Source organism: Peptoanaerobacter stomatis, from assembly GCF_000238115.1.
Lineage (GTDB): Bacteria > Bacillota > Clostridia > Peptostreptococcales > Filifactoraceae > Peptoanaerobacter > Peptoanaerobacter stomatis.
The window spans coordinates 154063-174531 of the sequence record NZ_JH414551.1 but is presented as its reverse complement, the minus strand read 5'-3'; the positions used below and the strand labels follow the sequence as shown (position 1 = coordinate 174531).

Annotated in this window: 17 protein-coding genes; 6 read left to right on the top strand and 11 right to left on the bottom strand. The window is 28.5% G+C overall.

The annotated features are described in order from the left end of the window. Positions 1–356: 356 nt before the first annotated feature. Positions 357–1082, bottom strand: a complete 726-nt coding sequence (locus tag HMPREF9629_RS05745) for an NAD-dependent protein deacylase (RefSeq protein WP_009525430.1) — start codon at positions 1080–1082, stop codon at positions 357–359. Between the two features lie 416 nt (positions 1083–1498). Here HMPREF9629_RS05745 and HMPREF9629_RS05740 point away from each other — a divergent pair, with 416 nt between their 5' ends. Together HMPREF9629_RS05740 and HMPREF9629_RS05735 are read left to right on the top strand one after the other, a co-directional pair. Continuing rightward, the gene (locus HMPREF9629_RS05740; RefSeq protein WP_009525429.1) at positions 1499–2668 is read left to right on the top strand and encodes a S41 family peptidase; all 1170 of its coding nucleotides are present in this window, start codon (positions 1499–1501) and stop codon (positions 2666–2668) included. 100 nt (positions 2669–2768) lie between these two features. Continuing rightward, on the top strand, positions 2769–3176 hold the full coding sequence (locus tag HMPREF9629_RS05735; protein WP_009525428.1) for a NusG domain II-containing protein: 408 nt from the start codon (positions 2769–2771) through the stop codon (positions 3174–3176). Positions 3177–3341: 165 nt separating this feature from the next. On the opposite strand, the gene HMPREF9629_RS05730 is transcribed toward HMPREF9629_RS05735, so the two are convergent. The 10 genes from HMPREF9629_RS05730 to HMPREF9629_RS05685 form a co-directional block, all read right to left on the bottom strand. Continuing rightward, entirely contained in the window at positions 3342–4661 is a 1320-nt protein-coding gene (locus tag HMPREF9629_RS05730) for a hemolysin family protein (RefSeq protein ID WP_009525427.1), read from the bottom strand. 249 nt (positions 4662–4910) lie between these two features. After that, the gene (locus tag HMPREF9629_RS05725) at positions 4911–5705 is read right to left on the bottom strand and encodes a CheR family methyltransferase (RefSeq protein ID WP_009525426.1); all 795 of its coding nucleotides are present in this window, start codon (positions 5703–5705) and stop codon (positions 4911–4913) included. Positions 5706–5747: 42 nt separating this feature from the next. After that, positions 5748–6839 (bottom strand): 30S ribosomal protein S1, encoded by a 1092-nt coding sequence (locus tag HMPREF9629_RS05720; protein ID WP_009525425.1) that lies wholly within the window; start codon positions 6837–6839, stop codon positions 5748–5750. A gap of 411 nt (positions 6840–7250) precedes the next feature. Beyond that, positions 7251–8450: a pyridoxal phosphate-dependent aminotransferase gene (locus HMPREF9629_RS05715; RefSeq protein WP_040012683.1), complete on the bottom strand. Its 1200-nt coding sequence runs from the start codon at positions 8448–8450 to the stop codon at positions 7251–7253. 618 nt (positions 8451–9068) lie between these two features. Beyond that, positions 9069–9581 carry an SEC-C metal-binding domain-containing protein gene (locus HMPREF9629_RS05710; RefSeq protein ID WP_009525423.1) on the bottom strand — a complete coding sequence of 171 codons (513 nt, stop codon included), beginning with the start codon at positions 9579–9581 and terminating at the stop codon, positions 9069–9071. Positions 9582–9798: 217 nt separating this feature from the next. Beyond that, on the bottom strand, positions 9799–11442 hold the full coding sequence (locus tag HMPREF9629_RS05705; RefSeq protein WP_009525422.1) for a DAK2 domain-containing protein: 1644 nt from the start codon (positions 11440–11442) through the stop codon (positions 9799–9801). A 25-nt stretch (positions 11443–11467) separates the two neighbouring features. Beyond that, on the bottom strand, positions 11468–11824 hold the full coding sequence (locus HMPREF9629_RS05700) for an Asp23/Gls24 family envelope stress response protein (protein ID WP_009525421.1): 357 nt from the start codon (positions 11822–11824) through the stop codon (positions 11468–11470). Positions 11825–12442: 618 nt separating this feature from the next. After that, a complete protein-coding gene (locus HMPREF9629_RS05695) occupies positions 12443–13753 on the bottom strand; it encodes a GntP family permease (RefSeq protein ID WP_009525420.1) in 1311 nt (436 codons plus the stop codon). A 283-nt stretch (positions 13754–14036) separates the two neighbouring features. Further along, positions 14037–15179 carry an acyl-CoA dehydrogenase family protein gene (locus tag HMPREF9629_RS05690; RefSeq protein ID WP_009525419.1) on the bottom strand — a complete coding sequence of 381 codons (1143 nt, stop codon included), beginning with the start codon at positions 15177–15179 and terminating at the stop codon, positions 14037–14039. Positions 15180–15716: 537 nt separating this feature from the next. Continuing rightward, positions 15717–16493, bottom strand: coding sequence for an enoyl-CoA hydratase-related protein (locus tag HMPREF9629_RS05685; RefSeq protein ID WP_009525418.1), 777 nt, complete (start codon positions 16491–16493; stop codon positions 15717–15719). Between the two features lie 409 nt (positions 16494–16902). Between HMPREF9629_RS05685 and HMPREF9629_RS05680 the strand changes: the two genes are divergently transcribed. The 4 genes from HMPREF9629_RS05680 (at position 16903) to HMPREF9629_RS05665 (ending at position 20413) form a co-directional block, all read left to right on the top strand. Further along, complete coding sequence (locus tag HMPREF9629_RS05680) at positions 16903–17661, top strand: DeoR/GlpR family DNA-binding transcription regulator (protein ID WP_009525417.1); 759 nt, start codon at positions 16903–16905, stop codon at positions 17659–17661. Positions 17662–17780: 119 nt separating this feature from the next. Continuing rightward, the gene (locus HMPREF9629_RS05675; RefSeq protein ID WP_009525416.1) at positions 17781–18275 is read left to right on the top strand and encodes an FAD-binding protein; all 495 of its coding nucleotides are present in this window, start codon (positions 17781–17783) and stop codon (positions 18273–18275) included. A 244-nt stretch (positions 18276–18519) separates the two neighbouring features. Continuing rightward, positions 18520–19632 (top strand): tRNA 2-thiouridine(34) synthase MnmA, encoded by a 1113-nt coding sequence (gene mnmA / locus HMPREF9629_RS05670; protein ID WP_009525415.1) that lies wholly within the window; start codon positions 18520–18522, stop codon positions 19630–19632. Positions 19633–19663: 31 nt separating this feature from the next. Next, positions 19664–20413 (top strand): NADPH-dependent oxidoreductase, encoded by a 750-nt coding sequence (locus tag HMPREF9629_RS05665; protein ID WP_009525414.1) that lies wholly within the window; start codon positions 19664–19666, stop codon positions 20411–20413. Positions 20414–20469 lie beyond the last annotated feature (56 nt).

Here is a 20469-nt window from a genome sequence, read left to right as displayed (position 1 = left end):
TTTTTGTAATATCTAATTTATTATAGATGTTAAACTAATACTGTTTTCTGATAAAATTATAGATAACTTATATAATGATATAACATCAATATAAATAGTTTATTGAAAAATTAATTATTATCATTCCCCATTATTCTATGAGATTTTAGTATAAACTTCTATAAAATAACGGTGCAAAAGAGAAAAATAAGATATAATATCTTTCAAAAAAGATATGCTCAAAAGTATAACTTTAAAGGATTTGAACATGGTATATATTTAGTGAAATATTAGTATTAATACTATTTTCTAATAAAATTATAGATAACTTATATAATTATATAACGTAGTGTAAATACTTTTGTGTATAGCCTTTCTTATATTAAAACTATATCGCCGAGAACTTTTCCTATACTGTCATTTATTACTATATCGGCATTGCCGTCTTGTGATGTGGATGATTTATTTATTAAAACGAGTTTTGAGCCTCTGAAGTAATTTACAAGACTTGCAGCCGGATATACAATAAGTGATGTACCACCTATTATAAGTACATCTGCATTTGATATATAATGTAGTGATTCTGATAATACATTGCTGTCAAGACTTTCTTCATACAAGACCACATCAGGGCGAACAGTTCCACCACACACATCGCAATGAGGTATATTTTCAGATTTTATTATGTAATCCAAATCAAAATTTTTGTTACATTTCATACAGTAGTTTTTGTGTATAGTTCCATGTAATTCCAATACATTTTTTGAGCCTGCCATTTGATGAAGTCCGTCAATATTTTGTGTGATTATAGCTTTTAATTTTCCGATTTGTTCCAATTTTGCAAGCGCCTTATGTGCATTATTTGGCTTTGCATTTTCATATATCATCTTATCTTTGTAGAATTGATAAAAAAATTCAGGGTTTCTCATAAAAAAGCTGTGACTTACAACAGTTTCAGGAGAATAAGTGATATTTTTTTGTGCATTGAATATACCGTTTGATGAACGAAAATCCGGTATATCACTTTCTGTTGATACACCTGCACCTCCGAAAAATACGATATTATCACTGTTATCTATAACTTTTTTTAATTCTTCATACATTTCAATACCTCCTCAACTATAAATTTATACTATTTTCTAATAAAATTATGGATAAGTTGTATAATTATATAAAATTAATATACATAGTCTACCAGAAAAATTAATTGTTATGATTTTCCATTATTATATAAGATTTTAGTATTATTTTAAAAATAGGTATAATCGCTTTTCTGATAGATGTTAAAAGATGGATAGATTATTTATAATATTTGTATTGCTATAAAAAATATATAAAAGTAAAAAATTCAAATCTTATTATATATTTTAACAAAATTATATGATTATTTCCACAGCAAATATATGTGATTAATTTTTTATCGGTGATAATTAATCAAATTTAATGTAGAATTAAGTTGCTTAATATATCATATAAATATATAATTATTATATAATCTAAAAAATATAAGGAGAAGTTTATGGAAAATAATTTAAAATCGAATAAAAAACAACTTCTGTTTAATATAATTACAGGAGCTTTGGCAGGGGTCTTAGTATTTGTATCATTAACTGTATTTTTCACAAAAACATATGGACTTACCTTGCAAGAATATAAAGATATAAGTGCATTTAAAGAATTTACTCAAAAATATTATTATGAGAATACGGATAATGTAGATTTTAAAACAGGAATAAGAAAAGGAATAATAGACTCATTAAATGATCCATATTCCAAATATTTGACCAAAGAAGAATTTGATAAAACCATGGAAGATACTACAGGAGAATTTGTAGGGATAGGTGTGTATATAGCACCTACAGAAAATAACACAATAGCGGTTGTATCTCCTATAAAAGGTTCACCGGCTGAAAAGGTAGGCATAAAATCAGGAGATATAATAGAGAGTATAAACGGCAAAAAATATGACGGAAAGCATATGGAAGATGCTGTAAAACAGATGAGGGGAAAAGCTGGAGAAAAAGTAGTAATAGGTATATTGGATAAAAACGGTAAGCGTAAAGAATATACTGTGATAAAATCTCCTATACATCCTCAAACAGTCGGTTCAAAGGTTATAGATAACAACATAGGATATGTACAAATAATTTCATTTGAAGGAAAGACAGCAGAGGAATTTAGAAAAAATTATGAAGATTTGAAGAAGAAAAATATAAAAGGATTGATAATAGATTTGCGTTCAAATCCGGGAGGTCTTGTAGACCAAGTGCTTGATATAGCAGATCAAATATTGCCAAGAGCTAATATAGTATATACAAACAATAAAGATGATGAAAAAGAATATTTTAACTCTGATGAAAAAGAAAGCATAACATTGCCTATAGTAGTACTTGTAAACGAAGGTTCAGCGTCTGCATCTGAAATATTGTCAGGGGCATTGCAAGACAATAAGGCGGCTACAATAGTTGGACAACAGACATATGGAAAAGGTGTTATTCAGTCTGTTTTGCAAATGGGAGATGATGGTGGACTTATTTTAACAACAGCACAATATTTTACGCCTAATGGGCATATAGTACATGGCAAGGGCATAATACCTGATGTGAAGGTGGAATCAAGCCAAAATACAAAGAATAAAGATGTACAGCTTGAAAAAGCAATAGAAGTTATGAAAGGTAAGATAAAATAGGAATATACTAAAAAAGTATTTTATGTTATTTTAAATCAAAATTAATACAAAAAAGCATTTTTGCTTATGATTTTAATCACTATGAATTAGGAGAATTAAATTGAAAATCTTAAAAAAAGGTGATATAGCAGTAATAGTTATTATAATTGTTCTATCGCTTATTCCTATGTTATTTTTTAAAAATGAATTTAATAGCGATAATGCTAAGATAATAGTATCTCAAGATTCAAAAATAATAGGAACATATGAATTAAACACTGGTAGTAATTCTCAATATATAGAATTTGATTTTGAAATGGACGGTAAAAAATATAAAGGCACGTTGGAGACCAAAAACTCTCAGGTAAGATTACTTAGATTGCCAAAGGAAGTTGTTCCTAAATCAATTCATGCGGATATGTCTTGGATTGGAGATGACAGTAAAATAATAGTGGCATTACCTGCAAAATTAGTAATATCTATAGAAAATTCGAAAACTGATAGCGAGATAGATTCTATCGCAACATAAAAAACAAGGGGCAATCCCCTTGTTTTTTATATAAAGATTCTAATCTCATTCTCCATTTGAAATGCCATACAGTTTGTATTTTATATGATGTTTTTTATGTGACTATTTATTTCATACCATATATGGCTTTTTAAAAGATTTTTAGTATCATACTGTTATATTTAATTATTCGTTGACTTGTTCTATAATTGGATTTATTTTAAGTTTAACTTTTTGTATTCTATTATCAGATGCTAATTCTACTTTAAATGTAAGATTATCTATATCAATACTTGGTTTTTCACCTTTATTCGGAATATATCCCAGTTTTTCTATAACCAAGGCTGAGATTGTGTCATAATTTTCGTTTTCGAGTTCCAAATCAAGCTCTTTGTTTATTTCTCTTATTTCTGTTGTACCGCTTATCAAATATTCACTGTCTGATAATTTGACTATTCCTTGTTCTTCATCATCGAATTCATCATTTATGTCACCCATAATCTGTTCAATTAGGTCTTCTATTGTAACTATACCTGAAAAACCTCCATACTCATCAACAAGTATAGCCATATGATTCCTAAGACGTTGCATTTCTTTGAATAGTTCATCTATGTTCTTCATCTCCGGTACAAAATATGGTTTTTGAAGAAGAGATTCAATATTGATATTTTCAAATCCGATTTTTCTTGCTTGTACAAGAAGGTCCTTTGTATTTAATATTCCGATTATATCGTCGATATTTTCTTTATATACCGGTATTCTTGAATAATACGTTTCTATAATTTCATCTAAATGCTCTGATATAGGTTCTGTTATATCTATTTTATAGGTATCTTTTCTTGATACCATTATATCTTTAGCTGTTATATTGTCAAAAGAAAATATAGAGTTAATTATTTCCTTTTCTATATCATTAAATACGCCTTTTTCGCTTGCAGTTTCAACGAGTGCTTTTATTTCCTCAGCAGAAACTTTTTCATCAAAATCTTTTTTGTCTTTATGAAAGATTTTGAGGATCACATTAATTAAAAAATCAAGCGGTTTTATTATTATAAATGTCAGCAGATATATAATATTTATAATGCTTAAACCTATCGCTTTTGGAGGTGTATCGCTGAATAAAGCAATTTTTTTCGGAATTATATCTCCAAAAGCTATCAGCAGGCAAGACATAATAAGCGATATGATTAAAATAACAACAATAATACTATGCTCAGCAAATGAAGTATCTTTGAAAAAAGTATATAGATAATTAACAGCAAAATATATATTTGTACAAAGTGTGATAAAAAATTTTAAAAATCTTATGGATATTATATATATTTCAGAGTTTGCAGATATTTTTTCTGTTAGATAATTATTTTCGTACTCATTTTCTTGAGATACAGATGATTTTAATTTCCCTATAGATACTTCCAATGCGGATAAAAAAGCATTTATTAATATGATTAATATTATAAAAAGTATGTTAAAGATTGTGACGGGTACAATCGTGTCAGTTTCCATTTAAAAATCCTTTCATTTATGTATTTTACCGATAGTTTCCATTAAGAAGTATAAAAAAATCATAAATTTTATTTTTGGATATCGTTTAATGTAGATTTAAAAAAAATTCATTGTTTATAAAAATAAATTATTTGATTTTTCAATCAAACAACAGTATTAATAGATATATCGGATAAGTGTAATAGAATAATTTTCTTAATATTAAACGAAAGCCTATGAATATAAAATCATAGGCTGTTTTTATAGTATTTACAGTTTTATATTGCTGTTTGTGCGCCCATAAAAGAAAGTCTTAAGTGATTTAAGGTCAAATTGTTGTGGAGATATTATTTGCTCTGTAGAACCGACAAACAAAACACCGTCAGGTTTTAATGAATTTGAAAACTTTTGATATATTTCGTTTTTAGCATCATCTGTAAAATATATCATAACATTTCTGCACACTATTAAATCACATTTATCTATATATGGGTCTTTTAAAAGATTGTGTTTTTTGAATTGAACACGACTTTTTATTTCATTACTTATTTCAAATTTTCCATCGCTGTTTTTCTTAAAATATTTATTTTTCAATTCTGTAGGTACATTTTTTAAACTTGATGCTATATATACTCCGGCTTTTGCTTTAGCCATAGCTCCATCGTCTATATCTGTTGCATATACGGTTATCTTGTTCAGCGGAAGTAATGTAGATAATATCATAGTTATTGTGTAAGGTTCTTCACCTGTAGAGCATGCGGCACTCCACACTTTTATATCCTTGTTCTTTGATAAAAAAGCCGGAAATAATTTAGTTTCTACTATTTTCCACTGTTCAGGATTTCTGAAAAATTCCGATACATTGATAGTCATAAAATTTATAAATTCATTAAACTTCTCTTTATCATTATCAATGAATTTAAAATATTCTAAAAGGTCATTAAACCCATTCCTTGATGCTAAAGATGAAATTCTTCTTTTCATTTGAGCTTCTTTGTATAAAGTTAAATTTATACCTGTTTTTCTCAAAATTTTCTCTTTAAATTGCTCATAAGAATCAGCCATTAATAACTTCTCTCCTATACTAAAATTTAATAAATTTTATTTCTAAACTTCTGTTTCGTTTTGTTCTTGTTGTACTTCAAGTTCTTCCTGTTTTTTGTCTTCAAGTAACATGCTTAGTTCTATCTTCTTTTCTTCAGGGTTTATACCTATTATCTTTACTTTTACTTTGTCACCTGTTTTTAATATTTCTGAAGGATTTTTAACGAAGTCTTCAGACAGATTGGATATGTGAACAAATCCGTCAACTATTGGATATAAGCTGATAAATGCACCATAATCCTTAATATTTTTAACTTCTCCGTCTACTATATCGCCTTCTTTATGAGATTTTACATACTCATCCCATGGATTAGGTTCTAACGATTTTATAGACAAAGATAATCTCTTTTCTTCAGGAGTATAACTTAAAACTTGGACTTCTACTTCTTGTTCCAATTCAAAAGAATCTTTTATCTTTTTATTGCGAGCCCATGATATTTCGCTTACGTGTACTAATCCTACAATTCCTCCGATATCTATGAATATACCGTAGTCTTTTATGTCTTTTACTATACCTTTAAATACTTTTCCTTCTTGAATTGTCTCGGATAATTCTTTTAATTTCTCATCTTGAACTTTTTGAAGTATAGATTTTCTTGAAAGGATCAATCTTCTTTTTTTAGGATCTATGTCCAATATCTCAGCCTCAAATTCCTTGCCTATATAAGATTTAGCAATATCTTCGTTTATATATTTAAGCTCTATATGACTTAAAGGTAAAAATCCTTTTATATTTCCTTTATATGCAACTATTAATCCTTTAGAATTAACTTCTTGACCTTTAACAGTTATTATATCGCCTTTTTGTATATCTTCCCAGGCACTTATCTCATCAACTCTTTTTTTGGATAAAATGATTTCACCGTTATTCTTATCTATTTTTATTACTAAAAGTTTTAGTTTATCGCCGACATGGATCTCTTCATCATCGAACATCTCTGATTTTGGCAGAATTCCATCTGTTTTATACTGTAAATCCACATAATAGGCATCGCTTTTTTCTACCAAAACAGTACCTTCAATTACAGTGCCTCTGTATATTTCATGATAGTTATTCTCTTGCTCCAATAATAGTTGTTCCATTGTGTCGCTCATAGTTTCCAACTCCTTAAAAAATATTTGTACAATAATTATTTTATAAATTTTTAGGAACAGGTTTCATAATTTTTATAAAATAATAATTACATTATCTCAATTTTATGCTAATTTGTCCACACTTATTTTAAATAAAATTAAAAAATTTAATATAATTTAATATAAAAAATTAATTTCAATTATAAAAACATATTGAAAAATAGAGATTTTATGTAAGTATAAGAAAATTATAAAACAAAAATATTATTTTTTTTGTAAATAATATATTCTTTTAAAAACTGTTTAAAAACATAAAAACAATACATTTTATATAAACAATGTTTAAGTTTTTATAATTTTAGTAAAACCACAATATAAATGTGTGGTTTTACTGAATTTTTATTTTATATATTTTGACAATATATCGAAATATTATTTATTTCTTGAATTATATGCTTTAAGACCTTTATCTAATATATTAAACGCTTTTTTTAATTTTTCGCAGTCGAGTACATATGCTATCCTGACTTCGTCTTTTCCTTCTTCCGGGTTAACATAAAAACCATTGGCAGGAGCCATCATAAGTGTTTCGCCGTCTACATCGAAATTTTCAAGAAGCCATATACAAAAATCTTCTGAGTTTTCTACCGGAAGTTTTGCAATCATATAAAAAGCACCGAGAGGTTTTTTGCAAAATACGCCGTCTATCTTTTGCAAACTTTCATAGCAAATATCACGTCTTTTTTTGTATTCAAGGTTAACTTCTTTTAAATAGGATACAGGTGTTTTATAAAGTTGTGCGGCGCCTATTTGTCCCATAGTAGGAGCGGCAAGCCTTAATTGACAAAGTTTCATAATCATTTGAGCAATTTCTTTGTTTTTTGTGGCTAATATGCCTATTCTTGCTCCACAAGCACTGAATCTTTTCGATATTGAATCTATTATAATTACATTTTCTCTCACATCTTGCATAGTTCCAAGCGATATGTGTTTCACTTCGTCATCATATATAAACTCTCTATACACTTCATCTGCCAATATATAAAGTGAATATTTTTTTGCAAGTTCACATATTGAACGAAGTGCTTCATATGAATACACCGCGCCTGTAGGATTGTTGGGATTTGTAATTAAAAATGCTTTTGTTTTTGGCGTTATGGATTTTTCTATTTCTTCATATGACGGCAACAAAAAACCATCACTTGAGTGTGTTTTTATAGGGACAATTTGAATTTGTGCTAATTTTGCTATAGAGTTGTAATTTGTATAAAATGGTTCAGGAACCAAAAGCTCATCTTCGCTATCCATAGTTGCAAAAAAAGCGTACATAAGAGCTTCACTACCGCCATTTGTAATGAATACGTCATCATATTCTAAAGATACGTCTATGTTTGAGTAATATTTTATAACAGAATCTATTAGAGATTTTTCGCCTCTGGAATCAGCATATTCCAAGGTTTCTTCTTTATAGTTTTTCATAGCGTCATAGAATATATCAGGTGTTTTTATATCGGGTTGTCCTATATTAAGATGATATACTTTTTTACCTTCTTTAATTGCGTTTTTTTCATAAGGAACCAATTTTCTTACTGATGAATATGGCATAGAATAGGTTCTTTTTGATATTTCCATATTGTATTTCATTTCCCTTCATTATATTGTTGTAATTAATACTTTATTTTAAAACTAATGCTCATAAATGTAAAGTAAAATTTTATAGAAATTTGGCTATATCTGAGATTACTAATACTACTATCTAAAGTAAATATATATATTTTTTTATAATGCTTAAATTATTTTGGAACTGAGATGCCCAACAACTTTATAAATATCTGATTTGTAGCTGTTTATAAAAAAATATACATTTGCTGTTGTAGTTTATAAAAACTGTATAGGCAAAATATATTTGAGTACATTCTAATTTATACTAAAGCTTAATAGTAATATAAAAAATAGTGTTGTGTAAATTTAATAAAAGTATAATACTACTTATATATTTCTCGTATAAATTATCTATTATTCTATAAGGTGCTTGTATTATACTAAAAACCAATAAAAACATTGAATTATTTAGTGGATAGATTATGTGACACCATAGATTTATTAACTAAAGATATTGTAAAAAGCGTTATTCATAGAGAATGGATTATCTCTACTATTATATTGGTTATTAGTATTAAATGATATTTAGTATAAAAAAAATATTGTTTAATAAAAAAGATAGCAGGATGAATCTGCTATCTGTATAATTTACTCTTGTATATCTTTTCCACAACATTTTTTGTATTTTTTACCGCTACCACATGGACAAGGATCATTTCTGCCTATTTTTTCAGGTTTTACTATTATTTTACTGCGTTTATACTCTTTTGTGATTTCTTCTCTTCTTTCTTCAGTAAGTATATTATCCCAACCTTTCAAATTGTATAACCATTCGGCTGTTGCATCAAGCATATTGAAATAAAGTTTTTCAAAATCTATGTCAAAAGATACGTTTGTATCTTCATCCATATCCTCCATATTATATTCTGATTTCAAACTTGAATTTATACCGTCTATAAAACCTATCATTGTAAGAGGCTCTACTGTAAATTTTTGAGCAAGCTCTTTTACGCTGCCACTATACACAGTGTCCTTATTTTTCAAAAGCTCGTCATATATATCTTTTTCTATAGGTAAATACCAATTCCAAAATTCGTCATATTCAGCCTGAGTAGTTATTTCATAAGCTCTTTTACACCATTGTTTATACATACTTGCCATATCTTTACAAATCTCCTTTAGCTTTTGTAGTAACTTGATATTAATTAAGAAAAATTAATATCATTTATAATTTTTTATTTTAGTTTATTTTATGATAGTTATATTTAAAATAACTTCTTAAAATCATTTTTAGCAATACTAAAATATTGTACAACAATATTATTTTTTTTTCAAATAGTTTTTTTCATATGAAAAATAATTATAAATTTAGAAAAATTTATTCTATGCTTACCAAATATTGATATATAGGTTGTCCTCCATAATAAAATTCTATTTCAAGATCCGGAAATTCATATTGAAGTTCTTCTTTAAATAAATCAGCTTTATCCTGTTTTATGTCTTCTCCATAAAATATTGATACTATCTCGGAATTTTCGTCGATCATAGATTTTATTAAGTTTATTGTGGCTGTATTGGCATCTTTTTCACAAGATAGTATTTCTTTTTCGCTAAGACCTATGAAATCACCTTTTTTTATATCAAAACCGTTTGAAACGGTATCTCTTACAGCAAATGTTACTTGGCCGCTTTTTACATTCGGTATTGCCTCGCTCATAAGCGTTTCATTTTCATCAAATGACATAAATGTATTCATAGATATTAGTGCTTGTATACATTGAGGTATATTTTTGGTAGGTATTACTTTTATATTTTTTTCACTCAGTTCTTTTGCCTGATTAGCAGCCATTATTATATTTGAGTTGTTTGGGAATATAAATATATCATTTTGATTGATTTTTTTTATGGCATTTAAAAAGTCATTTGTACTTGGATTCATTGTTTGACCGCCTTCAATTATATAATCAACTCCAAAATCCTTCATTATATCATTTAAGCCTTTTCCAACAGAAACGGATATTATTGAAAATGCTTTTTGGCTTTTGCCTATTTCTTCAAAATTATCTGAATGTTTTCTTGCCTCTTTATTTTGTTCAAGTCGTTCTTTGAATTCCAAACGCATATTTTCTATTTTTATTCTGTCCAATTCTCCGAATTCCCCTGCTATTTCAAGAACTTTTCCGGGGTTATTTGAATGTATATGGACTTTTATTATATTGTCACTTCCAACTACTATTAAAGAATTTCCCATATGCTCAATTTTCTCTTTTAAATCATTAGGCTCCAATTTTACAGTATTGAGCATAAACTCCGTACAGTAACCGAACTGCGGGTTTTCATCAAGTATATGAATATCTTCTTCAAAAAGTTTTTCTGATGATTTGGAATTATCATCGTGTATTTTTAATTCTTCCCCTTTGAAAGTTTTTACCATACCTTCTATAAAAAATATCAGACCTTGTCCGCCTGAATCTACAACTCCTGCATTTTTAAGTTCTTTCAATAATTCCGGTGTCTTTTGTAAAACTTCGTTTGCTTTTTTGAGTAAATCGTCAAAAAAAACTGAAAAATTATCATAGTTGGCATAGACATCCCTTGCATAGTCGGCGGTTTCCCTTATAACAGTGAGTATAGTTCCTTCTACCGGTTTTATTACAGCTTTATATGCCACTTTTTTTGCACTGTCCAAAGATAGTGCAAAATCTCTTATATCAAGTTCATCTTTTGTTTCTATAGCTTTGGAGAAACCGCGCAATATCTGTGACAATATAACGCCGGAATTACCTCTTGCTCCCATAAGAGAGCCTTTTGTAATGGAATCTCCGAGTTCTTTTAGAGTTGAACATGTATTTTTATTTATCTCGTCTACAGCTGATTTTAAAGTCAGCGACATATTTGTGCCGGTATCGCCGTCAGGTACCGGAAATACATTGAGTTTGTCAACATATGCTTTATTATTTATAAGATTATTAGCTCCACCTAAAAACATATCTTTGAGTAAAGCTGAATTAATTTTTTGCATTATAAAATTGCTCCTTTAAATATATTTATTTTGATACCCTTACTCCTTGAATATTTACGGATATTTTTTTTACTTTAAGTCCTGTCTGCATTTCTACATCATATTTTACTTTTTCTATGAGATTATTAGCTACTACTGATATTTTTGTGCCGTATTGTACTATTACAAACAGCTCAATATATACTAAATCATCTTCTATTTGTACGTTTATGCCTCGACTTGAATCAAACAGACTAAGCAATTCCACTATGCCAGTAGCTTTGTTTTTAGATGCCATACCGACAAGACCATAGCATTCTTTGGCTCCATAGCCGGCAATTTTTTTGATAACTTCTTTATCTATTATTACTTTACCATCATTGTTATTGTAAGTTACAGACATTTTAGAAATCTCCCTTTTGTAAAATTTTTAAATTTAATATGAGTATACTTTATATATACCAAAAATTCAAGAAAAAAAATCATAAACTGATTAATTTGTATGGTTTATTAAGTATAAAGTTGTATTTTATATGATTAAATTTATTATAAATAACGATTTTATAAAGCATAGCTGACGAATAATAAGTTTAATTAACTATATTTATATATTAATACTAAACACTAATTAAAGTTGTATTATAATTATAGATATTGTATTTTTTAAGTAGCAAATATATAAAATTTTATATTTTGTAATAGTGTTTAGTATAAGACGGACTTTATTATATATATTGATAGAAAGTATACCATTTTTTATGTAAATACTCAAGTTGTATATAACAATTGTATTTTGTGCTATGTTAAAAATATCTATTAGTTTATTTATAAAATGTTATAAAAAAATCCCACAAAATCTAAAATAAAATTTTGTGAGATTTAAAATCAAATTTGTTATAAAAATGCAATATATTATATTTTTTATTAAATAACTTTAATATATACAACAATATTTAAATATATATAATATAATATATTTAAATAAGTCGAATTATATATTAAATAACTTTTCATATAAATATTATAATCCCATTGAACATATCGGTATAATTATAAATAACGCAAGGATAGGTATAAGTATTTGAGTTATGAAGATATCCAAATAACCTTCCTTGTGTGTTAAGTGGCATAGGTTAAGCAATGTTATCTGTGCACCTTGGTGAGGAAGTGTATCAAGTGTACCTGCGGCTATAACCCCAATTCTATGAACGTATTCAAGATTAACATGCATAACTTTGAAAGTATCGGAAAGAGCTTGGAAAGCTATAGTAAGACCGCCTGATGCTGAGCCAACAGCTCCTGCGCATATTGCAACAGCGATAGCCACGAAAATAAGCGGAGGCATATTCAAACTAAGAACATTTTCTACAAGGCTTTTAAAACCTGAAGTTTCTTTTACAACTCCACCGAAACCCACAACTAATGCTGTATTCATTATGGCGTTTACACCATTTAATCCGCCTTTGTTAAGAGGGTTGATTATTCTTTCAAGTCCTGTTCCCGGTAAATATTTTCCGAATAATACAAGTGCTAAAATTGTTCCTAAAAGAACGGAAGTTTCTACTTGGAATATATCAGGCCATATATTAAATGTTAAAACTATAACTAATATAGGTAATAACGATAATATAAAGTTAGGTAATTTATCTGTGCTCATATCAACATCTTCTGATTCAGGAAGAGGTGTTAGAGTCGGATCATTAAAAAATTGACCTTTTTTCTTTGTGTAAGCTGTTCTGTATTCCAACCAAATTATTATTGCCACTAATTCAAAAATAGTTGCGACAATACCGGGGATTAAAGCAGCAGACATAGGAGTACCTAAAACTCTTGAAGAAATTACGTTTTGTATAGATGGTGAAGCAGGGGCAATCATAGAGAATGTCCAACATCCTGCTGAAATAGCACCCGGAAGTATTCTTCTTGAAATATTGTTTTCTTGGAACAAGTGTAAAGCTATAGGGTATATTACAAAGAATACGACGAATCCGCTTATACCTCCGAAAGTTAAAAGACCTGTTATAATTGTAATTATAGAAGCTGTAAATTTCCCCTTACTCATTTTTACAATACCTAATGCTACTGATTTTGCAGCACCTGTGCTTTCATATATAGCACCGAATAATGCACCTAAGAAGAATACGAAGAAAAAGCTTTTTACATAAGCGCTTGATGATTCCATAAACGGGCCGAGCATTGTTTGATATACAGGCAGACCTGCTAATACAGCTACGATTATACTGACTAAAGGACCCATTATTAGAGCACTTATGCCTTTGAATGCCAAAACAGTAAATAGAACTATAGCTAATACAAGAACAAGCATATCCATAAAGATATCTCCCTTCATTTATTAGAATAAAAATATTACTGAGAATATTTGTTATATAAAATTTTTATTTTGATAAACGGTGTGTTTTTTAGAGGTAAAAAATCCGTATTTAAATCATACCGTGTAATACATAAGAAATCTTTAAAATCTATATTATGTAATATTAATCAAATAGTAAAAATTAAAAAATATTTTATGTATATAACAAAATAAAAATTTTCTTTTATAAAAAATAGCTGTCTAATTGTGATATTGTACAAATAGACAGCCAATGCTTCTTTGATTATCTGAATATACCACCACTTATGATTAGTTGTTGTATTTCGTTAGTTCCTTCATATATTTGAGTTATTTTTGCATCTCTCATCATACGCTCTACATGATAACCTTTCATATAACCGTTTCCGCCCATAAATTGCACACATTCTGTAGTTACATGCATAGCAGCGTTTGTGCACAAGTATTTAGCCATAGCTGCAGATTCGCCATAAGGAGCACCTGTATCTTTATCAGTAGCTGCTTTATATAACATTAATTTTGCAGCTTCTATTTCCATTTTTAATTCAGCCATTTTGAAAGCTAAATATTGGTTTTTAAATATAGGTTTCCCGAATTGTTCTCTTGTTTTCATGTACTCTACTGCAGTATCAAAAGCACCTTCCGCTATACCGAGACCTTGAGCTGCAACACCTATACGTCCGCCATCCAATGCTTTCATAGCTAATTTAAATCCTTGACCTGTAGGGGCTATCATTGCAGATTCAGGCACACGACAATTATCAAATATAAGTTCTGATACTTGCGCCTGACGAATACCCATTTTATCTTCTATGCGTCCTACACTGAAACCAGGAGTTCCTTTTTTTACTACAAAGCAAGCCAATCCTTTTGCTTTCAGTTCAGGTTCGGTAAGAGCAAAAACTGCAGAATAATCGGCTAAAGGACCGTTTGTATTGAAACATTTAAGTCCGTTTAAAACATATCCGTCGCCGTCTTTTGCAGCAGTAGTTACACAACCTCCTGCATCACTTCCTGCATTCGGTTCAGTAAGACCGAATGAACCCCATGCTTTTCCTTGTAATACATCAGGTAAAAATTCTTTCTTTTGAGCATCGGTTGCATTGGAGTTCATAACAGATCCGCCATATAAAGAAGTGCAAACGGAATATGATATTCCAAGAGATGCGTCAACTTTTGAAATTTCTTCTACAGCTATTGCATATGACAGGTAATCTTCTCCTTGACCGCCGAATTCTTTAGGATATGGTAGACCTATAAGTCCCATAGCTCCCATTTCTTTGTAAAGTTCAGTGGGATATTCGCCTTTGTTGTCTCTTTCGACTACTGTAGGAAGTAATCTTTCTTGGGCAAATTTTCTTACTTTAGCTTGAAGTTCAAGTTGTTTTTCATTTAAACGAAAATCCATTATAAAGCTCCTTTCAAAAATAAAATTTTCATAAAAAATAAAAATGACATATTTTATACAGATGTAAAGCCATTATAGCCTTTATATTTAGTGAAGCGGTATAATGATAACTTTAAAAGCATCTGAAAAATGAAAGTTTGTAATAAGTTCACATCATATGTAATTAAAAAAATATGAACTTCATTTACACTAATAAAATGATAATACTTTTTTTGTTTTATGTCAATATATTTTTGGTTATATTTTAAAAAAGTAAATATATATTTAAATATTAATATATACAAGAATTTATATTTAAAATTATATGGATAACTTTTGGGTATATTAGTATTAATTTTATAACATATATTCTTTTATATCAGATTTAAATTTAATATTGTTATTATTTTAAAATGAATTAAATTATTTTTTGGATTGCGTAATATTAAAATTGATATAAAAAAGGTTATTTTATAACAGAAATGTTATAAAATAACCTTTGATAAACTATGGTATTATAAAAACTACGGGATTAATTTTTATTTTTTATAGTATTATTTAAAAATCAGTTAAATTAGCTTTTCTCTTTTCCAAAAATGCAGTCATTCCTTCTTTTTTGTCATTAGTAGCAAATGTCAAACCGAAACCTGTAGCTTCAAGTACAAGTGCTGAATCCAAATCAGTGTCGGCACCTCTTTCTATCAATTGTTTAGCAATAGATACGGCAAGGCTTCCGTTTTTGATTATTCTTTGTGCCATTTTTTTGCAGTAGTCTAATAACTCGGCTTGTGGAACAACTTTGTTTGCAAGACCTATTCTATATGCTTCTTGAGCATCTATTTTATCGCAAGTAAATACAAGTTCTTTAGCTCTGCCTTTTCCAACAAGTCTTGTCAATCTTTGAGTTCCACCGAAACCGGGGATTATTCCCAAACTTGTTTCTGGTTGTCCGAATATTGCATTTTCAGAAGCAACTCTTATATCGCAAGCCATTGATATTTCGCAACCACCACCAAGAGCATATCCGTTTACGGCAGCTATTACAACTTGAGGGATTTGTTCCAATCTTGAAAATGCTTCTTTAGCTAATAAGCTGAAAGTTCTTCCTTGTGCGGCATCTCCATTTACCATTTCGGATATATCGGCACCGGCTACAAATGATTTTTCTCCGGAACCTGTTAATATAACTACTTTTATATCTTTTCTTTTTCCTATTTCAGCAAATAACTCGTTTATTTCACTTAAAGTTTCAGTATTAAGTGCATTGAGTGCTTTCGGTCTGTTGATTGTAACAACAGCAATTTGATCTTCTACTTGCATTAATAGATTGTTCATAATATATTATCCTCCTAAATAGTAAAGTATTAAAAAATTGTTAATCGATTGCCTGTTATTTTTATACCGCTTTCACTATATTCAATATTAAGACTAAAACAAGTAAAAGTCAAGAAGTTTTATTATCTATTTTAAAAATGTGATAAAATACTTATATTTTTGATGAATGAAAGGTTTGTATAAATAAAAAATATCTGAAAATATATATAACGTTGAGCAAGTTTTTATAAAAATATTTTTATAATATGATAAAATGTTGATAATGATTTTAAAATATGATATATTTGATTAATAAACAACTTATTTTGGTATATAATGCCTTAATATAATATTAAAAATGTATTGAATTATGTGGATAAATATCTACAATTATATAAAATTTAATAAAAAATTGGAGTCGAATAACATAATGAAAAATATCAGATTAGCTAAAATGGAAAAACTGATTTTAGAAAGAAGAATAATGAGCTTGAAGGAATTGCAAGAAGAATTCGGAATATCAATGAATACTATAAGGAGAGATATAAATGAGCTCATTGAAAACGGTAATATAAAAAAAGTTTACGGCGGAGTTGAATATTGCGAATCTGAAGTTGAATTTTCGGACTTTCTTGAAAGATGTGTAAGAGATAAAGATTTTAAAGAGTTGATTGGAAGAAAAGCCTCAAGATTTGTAGAAGATAATGACATAATATTTGTAGATTCCGGAACTACAACTATGAATATAATATACTACTTGTGCGATAAGAAAAACGTTACCATAATAACCAGTAATCTCAGTGTTGTTATAGAGGCGAGCAGAAAAGAAAACATAAATCTCATAGCTTTGGGAGGAGAAGTGAACAGAAGAACTTTTTCTTTTGCAAGTAAAGATTCACTAAGTATTTTGAAAGATATAAATATAACAAAAGCGTTTATGGCCGCTACAGGAATAAGTATGAAAAACGGTGCTACAAATTCTACTTGTGAAGAAAAAGATATAAAATCAGAGGTTGTCAATAAGGCTGAAAAAGTATTTATGCTTGTAGATCATACAAAGTTTGATAAACATGCGCTTTTTACTTATTGTGGATTTGATGATATAGATTGTATAATAACTGATAAGGCACCTGAAAAATACAAAAAATTTGCTAAAGAGCATAATATAAAATTAGTTGAGTGTGTATAGTTATGATAAAATTGAAAAAATTGAAGTAGTTATCAGTATGTTTGTTGTTTTATAAAATTGTCCATTTTGATATAAATTGAAAAATACAGATGAGTTTGATTATATTAAAGAGGTGAAATATGAGCGTATTGGAACTCATGACAGATTATAGTACTGATAGAAATTATATATTATTCGAAGAAGATGAAGGAAAAAAGGAAATAAAAAGAATATTTAAAGGTTTATTTGAAAAAACCAAAGGTGTTAAAAATAGTAAAATGCTTGAAGATGCTGATATAATTGTAGCTTTTGGAAGGGGATATCATCCTGAAAAAGGTATAGAGGATATAAAGGATATTGCAAGAAAACTTGGTGCTCAGTATGCCGCTACAAGACCTGTACAAGATATGAATATAATTAGTTCTGACAGAGTTTTGGGTAAAACAGCTTTATCTGCGAATCCTAAAATATATATAGGTTTCGGTGTATCTGGAGCTGTACAACATTTGGGTAGTGTTAAGGCGCAAGAAATAATAGCTGTAAATAATAATAAAAATTCTGCGATATTCAGACATGCTAAATATGCCATATTAGGAGATGCAAGAGAAGTGGCAAAATTTATAAATGGCATTTAGACTTTTTGATATTATATTTTTTATTGAAAAAATAGATGATTTTTAAATTTTTATAAAAATAAGAATTATATATTGTATGTAAAATTTTTTATGAATAAAAAACAATGTTATAAATAATTTTTTATGAAAATTATTAATTATTGCTTAAATATTTGTAAAGATATTTTAAGCTTTAGCAATTTTGGATAAAATATGTTATAATTATGAACTATGCGATTATAAAAACAGATAAAGGTGATTACAGGTGGCAAAAAAAGTTATCTTAGGAATGAGTGGCGGAGTTGATTCGTCTGTAAGTGCGGTCATATTGAAAGAGCAAGGCTATGACGTTACCGGAATATTTATGAAAAACTGGGATGAAAAAGATGATGATGGAATATGCACTGCCAAGGAAGATTATGATGATGTCAGAAAAGTAGCTGACAGTATAGGAATAGATTATTATACGGTTAATTTTGAAAAACAATATTGGGATCAAGTTTTTACTTATTTTTTGGATGAATATAAAAAAGGCAGGACACCTAATCCTGATGTTATGTGTAATCAAGAAATAAAATTCAAGGCTTTTTTGGACTATGCTCTTAAATTAGATGCGGATTATATAGCTATGGGGCATTATGCAAGAGTTGAGGAAAAAAATAATGATTTTTATTTGAAACGTGGCGTTGATAACTCTAAAGACCAAACATATTTTTTATCAAGAATAGGTCAAAAAGCGTTATCAAAAACTATATTTCCTATTGGAGATATAGAAAAATCAAAAGTTAGAGAAATAGCTAAAGAACATAATCTTGCTACTGCTCTAAAAAAAGATTCTACGGGTGTTTGTTTTATTGGAGAAAGAAATTTTGACAAGTTTTTGGATAAATATCTGCTTTCGAAAAAAGGAGATATAATAGATATAGATTCAAACAAAAAAATAGGTATGCATAACGGTATCATACACTATACTCTTGGGCAGAGAAAAGGTCTTGGAATAGGTGGAGTTGGAAATGGTAAACCTTGGTTTGTGGCAGGCAAAAATCTAAAAGAAAATATCGTTTATGTAGCTCAAGGAGAAGAGCATGAAGCGTTGTTTACAAAATCTATGATAGGTGAAAATCCGTTTTGGATACTTGAAAAGGAGCCGGTATTTCCTCTTAAATGTACTGCTAAATTCAGATATAGACAGTCTGATATACCTGTCAGTGTATATAAGCTTAATAATGGAAATTTAAAAGTGGAGTATGATTTTAAAGTTAAGGCGGTAACTCCGGGTCAAGTTGCCGTATTTTACGATAAAGAATACTGTTTAGGCTCTTGTATAATAAAAGATTTAGAACCGTTAAACGACAAATATAGATATTTAAATATATAGTAATTTATATTGTTTAAGGAAGTGAATTATTATGAATTCAACATTAAAAAGTCAATTAGAGCATAGAACAATAAGGAAATTTACAGACGAAAAAATAGATAAAGAGATAATGGATAATTTGTTTGCTATAGCTGTTAGATCGGCGAGTGGCAACGGACTATACAGTTATTCTATGATACACGTAAAAGATGATAATAAGAAATCAAAAATAGCTGAAATATGCAATCAACCTTATGTTAAAAATAATAGTGACCTTATAATATTTGTAGTTGATATGTACAGGAATTCTAAAATTGCAAAAGAAAACGGCTTAGATGATGTTGGAAATGACATGGACAGTTTTATTCAAGGTGTGAGCGATGCTCTTATAGCAGCTCAAAATATGGTTGTTGCGGCAGAATCACTCGGTATAGGAACGGTATATTTTGGGAGTATACTAAAGGATATAAAAGGCGTAAGTGAAATACTTAATTTACCGAAGCTCACATTTCCTATAATAGGTTTAGGACTTGGCTATAAAAATCATGAACCTGCATTAAAACCGAGACTTCCAAAGCATATGCAGGTATTTGAAGATGAATACAAAAAATTTGACAATTATACAGAGGCTATAAAGACCTTTGATGAAGAAATGAATAAATATATAGACCTTAGAGATACCACAAAAACAGTTGGAAAATTTACTACACAGGTTGTTAATAAATTAAAAAATTCACTTGGAAGAAATAGAAATATGATAGATGAAATAAAATCAAGGGGATTTGATATGGACATTGTTTAAATTATTAATTTGCCAATATACTTAAAAAATTGATAACAAGTTATTAAATATCATTA